This is a genomic window from Streptomyces cellostaticus (assembly GCF_023630175.1).
GTDB classification, from domain to species: Bacteria; Actinomycetota; Actinomycetes; order Streptomycetales; family Streptomycetaceae; genus Streptomyces; species Streptomyces cellostaticus_A.
In genome coordinates this window covers 1-9,287 of record NZ_JALLIN010000086.1, presented here as the reverse complement: position 1 = coordinate 9,287, position 9,287 = coordinate 1, and the positions used below count along the sequence as shown (strand labels likewise).

Below are 9,287 nucleotides of genomic sequence, written 5' to 3'. Positions count from 1 at the left end.
TCCTCGGTGCTGAGGTCCGCCTCGGGGAAGTGCCCAGGTGCGTCGGCGGACGGACTGGCGCCGCGGCCGGACATCGGGCCGTTCCCCGGTGGCGGGACGCCGTCCGGGGCGGCCCGGCCCGGACGGACGGAGGACGCCGGCCGGCCCGGCGCCGCGCGCCGGAGGCGCCGAACCGGCTTGCCGCACCGCGGAGTCGGGCGGGCGGCGCCCGCCGGACAGGTGGCCGAAGAGCGTCTGCGCCGCCCTCCATGATCGTGTCACACTGCTCCCGATCCCCCGGCCGACCGCGGGGGCCGGTCGAGCACAGGAGCAGAGCGTGACGGGGACCGAACCGGCCGCCCAGGCCATCATCGACACCACCCGGCCGCACCCGGCCAGGGTCTACGACTGGTTCCTCGGCGGCAAGGACAACTACCCCGTCGACGAACAACTCGGCCGGCGCATCGCGGAGATCGACGGCGGTGCTCCCCGCGCGGCGCTCGCCAACCGGGCCTTCATGCGGCGCGCCACCCGAGCGCTGGCCGCCGGCTCGGGCATCCGCCAGTTCCTGGACATCGGCACCGGGATACCCACCGAACCCAACCTGCACCAGGTCGCACAGTCCGTCGCGCCGGACGCCCGCGTCGTCTACGTGGACAACGACCCCATCGTGCTGGCGCACGCGCACGCGCTGCTGCGCGGCACCCCGCAGGGCGTGACCGAGTACCTCCAGGCCGATGCCCGCGACCCCCGGTCCATCCTCGAACAGGCCTCCCGCGTCCTGGACTTCGGCCGGCCCGTCGCCCTCTCCCTGATCGCCCTGCTGCACTTCGTCGCCGACGAGGACGGCGCCCACGACCTGGTCCGCACGCTGGTCGACGCGCTGGCCCCGGGCAGTTGCCTGGTGCTGTCGACCATGACGGCCGACTTCGAACCGGCCAACGTCCGGCGGGGCATCGCCGCCTACGCGGCGGGCGGGGTCACCCTGGTGGCCCGCTCGCGGGCCGAGGTCGGCGTGTTCTTCGAAGGACTCGAACTCCTGCCGCCCGGCATCGAGTCGGTCGCCCGCTGGCGCCCGGAGGAGGAGCCCGAAGGCGCCGCACCGGTCTCGCTGTACGGCGCGGTCGGGCTGAAGCGCTGACTCAGGCCCGCGGGAGCGGTATCCCGATCACCTCGGCCACGGTCCGCAGCACCCCGTTGTCGTTGTTGGCCGGGGCCAGCCGGCGGGCCCGGCGGACGACCTCCGGGTGGGCGTTGGCCATGGCGAAGGACCACTCGGCGGCGTCCAGCATCTCCAGGTCGTTGAGGTAGTCGCCGAACACCATCGTCTGCGCCGGCGTGATGCCCAGTTCGCGCTGGAGGCCGCGCAGGGCGGCGCCCTTGTTGGCGGTGCGGTTCATGACGTCGACCCAGTGCTCGCCGGACACGACGACCTGGTGCGTGGCGGCGAACGCCCCGAGGGCCGGGGCGGTGCTGTGCTCGGCCGAGCCGAAGTCGAACAGGGCGACCTTGATCACCTCGTCCTCGACGGCGGTGACGTCCTCGACGACGCGGTGCTCGACGTAGTACTTGCGCACCTCGGCCAGGAACGCCTCGTCGGACCGCTCGACGTACGCCGACCGCTTGCCGCAGACGACGGCGCCCACGTCCACGCCGTCCGCGGCGAGCCGCCGCACCGTACGGGCGACGTCCGCCGCGACGGCCGGCTCCAGCGGGTCCGAGCTCAGCTCCACCCCGTCGCGGACGACATAGGTGCCGTTCTCGGCGATGAACACCATCCCCTCGGCGACGTCCGCGAACTCCCGGGCCAGCGTGGCGTACTGGCGGCCGCTCGCCGGGCTGAAGAGCACGCCGCGGCGGCGCAGTTCGGCGAGCATCGGCCACAGGCCGTCGGGGACGCGCTTGGCGTCGTCCAGCAGCGTGCCGTCCAGGTCGGTGACGACGAGCCGGATGTCGGCGCGGGCGGTGACGGACGCGGGGACGTCGGCGAGGGACGCGGGCGTGGCGTGCATGTCCTGCTTCCGGATCGGGGAGGGGTACCGGTCCAGTGTTCCTCATGCGCCGCGGAACGCCGGAGGGTGCCCGGCCCGTCACGGTCCGGGGTTCCCGGGACAGCGCGATCAAGGAGCGACACAATGACGGCGGGCAACCGCACGTGAGAGGGGCGGATACGTGACCGAGGGGCTTTCCCCGACCGCTGGACCGGCGAGGCTGAACACCTCCGTGGCGCACAACGCGCGGGTCTGGAACTACTGGATCGGCGGCAAGGACAACTACGAGGTCGACCAGCGGGTCGGCGAGCACATCGCGGGGATGTTCCCGGTGATCCGGGCCGTCGCCCGGGCGGACCGGGACTTCCTCGGCCGGGCGGTGCGCCAGCTGGCCGCCGAGTGCGGGGTGCGCCAGTTCCTCGACGTCGGCACGGGCCTGCCGACGGTGGACAACACCCATGAGATCGCGCAGCGCGTCGCGCCCGAGTCCCGGATCGTGTACGTCGACAACGACCCGATCGTCCTGGTGCACGCCCGCTCGCTGCTCACCAGCTCCCCCGAGGGCGTCACCGACTACATCGACGCCGACGTGCACGACCCCGAGGCCATCGTGCGCGGCGCGGCCGGGACCCTCGACCTGGACCGGCCGGTCGCGGTGATGATGCTGGGCATCCTCAACTTCGTCCTGGACCTCGACGAGGCCCGGGACATCGTGCGGCGGATCATGGCGGCGGTGCCCTCCGGCAGCTTCCTGGTGCTCACCCACCCCACCTTCGACGCCGAGGTGGGCGGCGAGGGCAACATCGCCGCGATGGAGTTCTGGAACGCCAACGCCACCCCGCCGATCACCGCCCGCGGCCGCGCGGAGATCGCCACGTTCCTCGACGGTCTGGAGCTGCTGGAGCCGGGCCTGGTGCCGTGCTCGCGGTGGCGCGCCGAACCCGACGCCGCCGCGGTACCGCAGTTCGGCGGGGTCGCCGTGAAACCCTGAGCGGACCCGCGGACCGGAGCCGAGCCCGGACCCGCCGCCCCGGCCGGCCGGGGCCGAGCCCGTCGAGGAGGACGTATGACCACCCTTGCCGACCCGGTGCCCGGCGGACGGCCCGGCGACCTGGAGCGGGTCGCCGCGCTCACCGCCGGACTGACCACGCGGGGCGTGCACGGCGTCGTCCTCGCGTACGTGGACACCGCGGGCGTCGGCCGGGTGAAGACGATCCCGGTGGCCCGGCTGGAGGCGGCCGCGGCCTGGGGGGTCGGCATGTCGCCGGTCTTCGACACGTTCCTGGCCGACGACTCGATCGTCACCACCGACGTCCTCGGCTCCCCGGACGGCGACCTCAGGCTCTACCCCGACCTCGACCGGCTGGTGGCGCTGGCCGGGCAGCCCGGCTGGGCCTGGGCGCCCGTGGACCGCGTCACGCAGGAGGGCGAGCCCCACCCCGGCTGCTCGCGCACCTTCCTGCGCCGGATCGTCGCGCGGGCCGCCGGGGAACACGGCCTCGCCTTCCGGGCCGCCTTCGAGGTCGAGTGGGTGTTCGGGCTCGACGACGCGCCCGAGGGCGAGTTCGTCCCGGCGGTCGGCGGCCCGGCGTACGGCGCCGTCCGGCAGGTCGGGCTGAGCGACTGCACGGCCGACCTGTACGCCGCTCTCGCCGCCCAGGGCGTGGACGTCGACCAGATCCACCCCGAGTACGCGGCCGGGCAGTTCGAGGTCTCGGTGGGCGCGCTGGACCCGGTGGCCGCCGCCGACCGCAGCGTCCTGGTGCGCCAGACGATCCGCGCCGTGGCGCGACGGCACGGCCTGCGGGTGTCCTTCTCCCCCGCCGTCGTCGCGGAGGGCGTCGGCAACGGCGGCCATCTGCACCTGTCCTGCTGGCGCGAGGGGGTGAACCTGCACGCCGGCGGCGACGGCCGGTACGGCATGACGGCCGAGGCGGAGTCGTTCGCGGCCGGGGTGCTGGCGCACCTGCCCGCGCTGACGGCGGTGACGGCGCCCAGCCCGGCGAGCTATCTGCGGCTCAGGCCCTCCCAGTGGGCGGGGGTCTTCGCAGCGTGGGGGCGGGAGACCCGGGAGGCCGCGCTGCGGATGGTCACCGGCACCACGGGCCGCCGGGCCCAGGAGGCGAACATGGAGGTCAAGCCGGTCGACCTGGCCGCCAACCCGTATCTCGCGCTCGGCTGCGTGATCGCCGCCGGCCTGGACGGCCTGACGGCGTCCCGGGCGCTGCCGGAGGAGGTCACCGGGGATCCCGCCCGCTACGGCCCGGACGAGGCCGCGGCTCTCGGCGTGCGGCGCCTGCCGGTGTCGCTGGCGGGGGCCGTGGAGGAGTTCCGGACCGACCGGGTGCTGCGGGCCGCGCTGGGCCCGGTCCTGGCGGACGCGGTGACCGCCGTACGGCTCGGGGAGGCGGCGGCGGTGGCCGGTCTGGACGACGCGCGGGTCGCGGCGGCCTACCGCTGGACGTACTGAGCATGGCCGCACCCGGGCCGGTGCACGAGGCCCTGGCCGCTCTGCCGCTGGTGGACCACCACTGCCACGGTGCCGTCACGGCCGACCTCGCGCCCGCCGAGTTCGAGTCGCTGATCACCGAGGGCGAGGTCTGGCCCGGCATGTCGGCCTTCGACAGCCCGGTCGGTCTGGCGGTGCGCCGGCACTGCGCGCCCCTGCTGGACCTGCCCCGGCACGCGCCCCCCGCCGAGTACCTGGCCCGGCGCCGCGAGCTGGGCTGGCGCGAGGTCAACCGCCGCTTCCTGACCGCCGCCGGAGCCGGGGCGTTCTGCGTCGACACCGGCTACGCCCCGCACCCCGTCACCTCCCCCGCCGAGCTGGCCGAGGCCTCGGGAGCCCACGCCCACGAGGTGGTCCGGCTCGAACGGGTGGCCGAGGAGGTGGCGGCCCGGGGCGTCACGGCCGGCGGTTGGGCCGACGCGTTCCGGTCGGCCGCCGAGGAGGCGGTACGACGGCCCGGGGCGATCGCGGTGAAGTCGGTGGCCGCCTACCGCACCGGCTTCGCCCTCGCTCCCGAGCGGCCCGGGGGCGCCGAGGTGAGCCGGGCGGCCGGACAGTGGCTCGCGCGCGGCGGGCGCCTCGCCGATCCGGTCCTCGAACGGCATCTGCTGTGGACCGCGGTCGACCTGGGTCTGCCGCTGCAACTGCACTGCGGCTTCGGCGACGCCGACCTGCGGCTGCACCGGACCGACCCGGCCCTGCTCACGGACTGGCTGCGGCTGACCGCCGGGACCGTCCCGGTCCTGCTGCTGCACTGCTGGCCGTACCACCGCCAGGCCGCCTATCTGTCGGCGGTGTTCGAGCAGGTGCACCTGGACGTCGGTCTCGCCCTGCACTACACCGGGCCGGCCCGGTGCCGGGCGGTACTGGAGGAGGCGCTGGAGATCACCCCGTTCCGCAAACTGCTGTACAGCTCCGACGCCTACGGTGTGGCCGAGTTCCACCACCTGGGAGCCCTGTCCTTCCGGCGCGCCCTGGGCGCGCTGCTCCAGGACCGGGTGGACGCCGACGAGCTGAGCCTGCCCGACGCCCTGCGCATCGCGGCCTGGACGGGCCGCGACAACGCCCGCCGACTGTACGCACTGCCCACGAACCCACCGGCCCGCGACCGCAGCGAGCGCCCCACCCGGAAAGTATGATCAAGCAATGTCTGACATCACCGAAACCACGCCCGGCTGGCTGACCTCGGACGAGCTGGAGATGGCCAGGGCCCGGATGCCGATCCTGTACGTCGAGGCCGTACCCGTGCGCGTGGACGACAGCGGCGAAGTCACGAGCATCGGACTGCTGCTGCGCATCGGCCCGGACGGAACGGTGAGCCGGACCCTGGTGTCCGGCCGTGTCCTGCACCACGAGCGGGTGCGGGACGCGCTGCTGCGCCACCTGGAGAAGGACCTCGGCCCGGTCGCCCTGCCCCGGGTACCGGCCTCCCTGCAGCCGTTCACCGTCGCGGAGTACTTCCCCACGGCCGGCATCACGCCCTACCACGACCCGCGCCAGCACGCCGTGTCACTGGCGTACGTCGTGCCGGTGACCGGGGACTGCCGCCCCCGGCAGGACGCGCTCGACCTGGTCTGGTTCAGCCCGCAGGAGGCCGCCTCGGCGGCCCTGCAGGGCGAGATGCCGGGCGGGCACGGCGTGCTGCTGAAGCAGGCCCTGGCCCATGTGGGGCTGGTGTCCTGACGCCGGTGGCGGGTGCCGCGTCCGGCCGCGGCACCCGGGCCCGCTCCCGCTGAGGCCCGGGGCCGCCGATGCCACAATCGAAGGACGACACAGCCGCCACGGGGAATCGTGTCAGGAGGCCGGCATGCACCGCTCGATCCAGGGGCTGTCCGAGCCGGTCCGCCCCGCGGGCACCGGGACCGGACGCCGGACCACCGGGCGTGTGTGATGGCCGGGAACCGGGAGGACCGGCACCCCGGCCGGCAGCCCCTGCCCGACCTGCACTCGCGCCTGCGTTCCGAACTGGGACGGATCGACGAGCAACTGCGTGGCCTGCTGTCCGCCATGGACCGGCTGCAGGGCCTGCTGGACGCGGTGGTGGCCATCAGCCGCGAGGTGGAACTGCCCGCGGTGCTGCGCCGCATCGTGACGACCGCCATGGAGCTGGTCGGCGCCCGCTACGGAGCCCTCGGCGTGCTCAACCGGTCCGGGTCGGGCCTGCGGCAGTTCATCGCCGAGGGCCTGTCCGAGCCCGAGCGCCGGGCCCTGGACGCGTCCGGCCTGCCACGGGGCCTGGGCGTTCTCGGCCATCTGATCCGCTACCCGGAGCCGCTGCGGGTCGACGACATCACCGCGCACCGGTCCTCCGTCGGCTTTCCGGCCGGGCACCCGCCCATGCGGACACTGCTGGGTGTCGCCATCAGCGTCCGCGGCGAGATCTACGGCGACCTCTACCTCTCCGAGCGGCTCGACGGACGACCCTTCGACAAGCACGACGAGAACGTCGTCGTCGCCCTCGCCAGCGCCGCCGGCATCGCGATCGAGAACGTGCGCCTGTTCGAACGTATCCGGATCGACGCCGAGCAGTTCCAGCGGCTGCTGCTGCCCACCCTGCCGGACCTGCGGCCCTTCACCGCCGCCGCCATCTACCGGCCCGCCGCGGAGCCCAGCCAGCTCGGCGGGGACTGGTACGACGCCGTCCAGTTGCCCGACGACGTGGTGGCCGTCGTCATCGGTGACGTGGTCGGGCACGATCTGCGGGCGGCGGCCGCCATGGCCTCCACCCGCAACATGCTGCGCGCCCTGCTGTTCGACCACCGCAATCCGCCCGGCGCGGTCCTCACCCGGCTCGACCGGACCCTGGAGGCGATCACCGACAACCCGGTCACGACGACCACCCTGGCCCGCATCGAACCGGAGGAAGCCGGGTGGCGGCTGCGCTGGAGCACCGCCGGGCACGTCCCGCCGCTGCTGATCGCCCCGGGGCACCGGGCGGAACTGCTGTTCTCCGAGCCCGGACTGCCCCTCGGCGTGGACACCGGGCAGCCCCGGCCAGAGCACTCCCGGCTTCTGCCCCCGGGCGCCACGGTGGTCTTCTTCACGGACGGCCTCGTCGAGCATCCCGAGCACGCCATCGACGAGAGCCTGCGCCAACTCGCCGAGCTGGCCGCCGCACACGCCGCGCTGCCGCTGCCGGAGCTGGTCCAGGTACTGGCGGACCACCACCCCAGCGACGGTCACGACGACATGGCCGTCCTCGCGCTGCGCACCCCACCCGCCTGAGCGGCGCATCCGCGGCCCACCGTGCTGCCGGGCGCGACGCGTGGATCGGACGGATGATGGCTTCGAGGCGATGGCGAGCGGAGGTCGCCCGATGACTGTGGCGTGGCCGGAGCGGCTCCGGCACGGTGGCTCGGCCGCCCTGGAGGTCTGCGTCGTCGCGGCGCTCTACTACGGCTCGGCCAGGCTCGGCCTGCTCCAGCAACTGGTGCGCGGCCAGGTCACCCCCGTGTGGCCGCCGAGCGGCATCGCGGTGGCGGCACTGCTGCTGCGCGGCCCGCGGCTCTGGCCCGGCATCGCGCTCGGCGCGTTCCTGGTCAACGTCTCGCTGGGGCCGTCGGTCCCGGCGGTGGTCGCCATCATGGCCGGCAACACCCTGGCGCCCCTGTGCTCCTACGCGCTGCTGCGCCGCGCGGGGTTCCACGAGGAGCTGGACCGGCTGCGGGACGCGCTGGCGCTGATCTTCCTGGGCGCGTTCACCGGGATGCTGATCAGCGCGACGACGGGCAGCGCGGCCCTGGTGCTCTCCGGCGCGCTGGGCGGCGCCCACTTCTGGCCCACCTGGACGGTCTGGTGGACCGGTGACGCCACGGGTGTCCTGGTGGTCACCCCGGTCCTGCTGGTCCTGCGCAGGGCCCGCCGGCCGAGCGGGGTGCCGCCGGTCCGGTGGGCGGAGGGCGTGCTGCTCGCCGCGGCCGCGATCGGCATCGGGGTCCTGGAGGCCAGTGGCACGCCGCTGCTGTTCCTGGCCTTCCCGCTGCTGTTCTGGGCGGCCCTGCGCTTCCGACTGGCCGGGGCCGCCCCCTGCGTGGTGACCGTGTCGGCCTTCGCGATCTTCGCGGCCACGCGCAAGTCGGGTCCGTTCGCGGGACACGACCTGGCCGCCAACATGATCACCCTGCAGGCCTTCAACGGTTCCGCCGCCCTGACCGCGCTGCTGCTGGCGGCGATTCTCGGTGAGCGGGCCCAGACCCAGCGGGAGATCGAACTGGCCTGCGGGCAACTGGCCGACATGGTCGCCAAGATCACCGCCGGCGACCACCATCCGCTGCTCGCCCGGGGCCCGTCCGGGACGGCCGTCCCGGGCACCGGGAACGCCGTCGCGCACGAGGGCGGGACGGGGACGGCCGCCGGGGACGCCGCCGGACACCCCGAGACGGGCGGGTCACGGACGGAAGGGTCCCGGACACGGCAGAGGCCGTCTCCTCATCCCTGAGAAGACGGCCTCCGGCCATCGCGGGAAGCCGGTCGATCGGCGCCTCCCCCACAGCCCCGCGCCGGGCGGTCTCCGGGAGCCGGCATCGCACGACGAACCGCGTGACCGCCCAAGGACACGGCCACCGCGGCGGCCGCACCCAGCAGTGATCAGCCGTGGGAACGGCCGGGCCTGATCCACACATCGCGCGGGAGCGGGGCGCCCGGCCGCACTCGGGCCCTGGTGCCGCGACCGGACGGGTTCACCGGCTCGCGACGCCCGGCCCGGCACCTCGCCGCGCTGTCGCATCACCCGAGTACGTCCGGTACGCGGACGATGCTCCGCCTTGCGCCGCACCGCACCGGACGCCGCGAGCTTTCCGGCAAACCTC

8 protein-coding genes are annotated in these 9,287 nt (G+C 74.6%); 7 read left to right on the top strand and 1 reads right to left on the bottom strand.

From position 1 onward, the window contains the following. Positions 1-316: 316 nt before the first annotated feature. Entirely contained in the window at positions 317-1,120 is an 804-nt protein-coding gene (locus MXD57_RS30720) for an SAM-dependent methyltransferase (protein ID WP_250405475.1), read from the top strand. A 1-nt stretch (position 1,121) separates the two neighbouring features. On the opposite strand, the gene MXD57_RS30715 is transcribed toward MXD57_RS30720, so the two are convergent. Further along, positions 1,122-1,991: a Cof-type HAD-IIB family hydrolase gene (locus MXD57_RS30715; RefSeq protein WP_250405474.1), complete on the bottom strand. Its 870-nt coding sequence runs from the start codon at positions 1,989-1,991 to the stop codon at positions 1,122-1,124. A gap of 160 nt (positions 1,992-2,151) precedes the next feature. Here MXD57_RS30715 and MXD57_RS30710 point away from each other — a divergent pair, with 160 nt between their 5' ends. From MXD57_RS30710 to MXD57_RS30685, 6 genes are all read left to right on the top strand, one after another. Further along, positions 2,152-2,961: an SAM-dependent methyltransferase gene (locus MXD57_RS30710; protein ID WP_250405472.1), complete on the top strand. Its 810-nt coding sequence runs from the start codon at positions 2,152-2,154 to the stop codon at positions 2,959-2,961. Between the two features lie 75 nt (positions 2,962-3,036). Continuing rightward, positions 3,037-4,440: a glutamine synthetase family protein gene (locus MXD57_RS30705; protein WP_250405471.1), complete on the top strand. Its 1,404-nt coding sequence runs from the start codon at positions 3,037-3,039 to the stop codon at positions 4,438-4,440. Between the two features lie 2 nt (positions 4,441-4,442). Further along, complete coding sequence (locus tag MXD57_RS30700) at positions 4,443-5,618, top strand: amidohydrolase family protein (protein ID WP_250405469.1); 1,176 nt, start codon at positions 4,443-4,445, stop codon at positions 5,616-5,618. Positions 5,619-5,625: 7 nt separating this feature from the next. Further along, entirely contained in the window at positions 5,626-6,162 is a 537-nt protein-coding gene (locus MXD57_RS30695) for an NUDIX hydrolase family protein (RefSeq protein ID WP_250405467.1), read from the top strand. Between the two features lie 207 nt (positions 6,163-6,369). Then, entirely contained in the window at positions 6,370-7,704 is a 1,335-nt protein-coding gene (locus MXD57_RS30690; protein ID WP_250405466.1) for a PP2C family protein-serine/threonine phosphatase, read from the top strand. A 91-nt stretch (positions 7,705-7,795) separates the two neighbouring features. Further along, positions 7,796-8,917, top strand: coding sequence for an MASE1 domain-containing protein (locus MXD57_RS30685; RefSeq protein WP_250405464.1), 1,122 nt, complete (start codon positions 7,796-7,798; stop codon positions 8,915-8,917). The last annotated feature ends 370 nt before the right edge of the window (positions 8,918-9,287 follow it).

Coding starts and splice junctions, on each gene's coding strand:
- MXD57_RS30715 (WP_250405474.1), bottom strand. CDS start 1,991: ATGCACGCCACGCCCGCGTCCCTCGCCGACGTCCCCGCGTCCGTCACC.
- MXD57_RS30705 (WP_250405471.1), top strand. CDS start 3,037: ATGACCACCCTTGCCGACCCGGTGCCCGGCGGACGGCCCGGCGACCTG.
- MXD57_RS30700 (WP_250405469.1), top strand. CDS start 4,443: ATGGCCGCACCCGGGCCGGTGCACGAGGCCCTGGCCGCTCTGCCGCTG.
- MXD57_RS30695 (WP_250405467.1), top strand. CDS start 5,626: ATGTCTGACATCACCGAAACCACGCCCGGCTGGCTGACCTCGGACGAG.
- MXD57_RS30690 (WP_250405466.1), top strand. CDS start 6,370: ATGGCCGGGAACCGGGAGGACCGGCACCCCGGCCGGCAGCCCCTGCCC.
- MXD57_RS30685 (WP_250405464.1), top strand. CDS start 7,796: ATGACTGTGGCGTGGCCGGAGCGGCTCCGGCACGGTGGCTCGGCCGCC.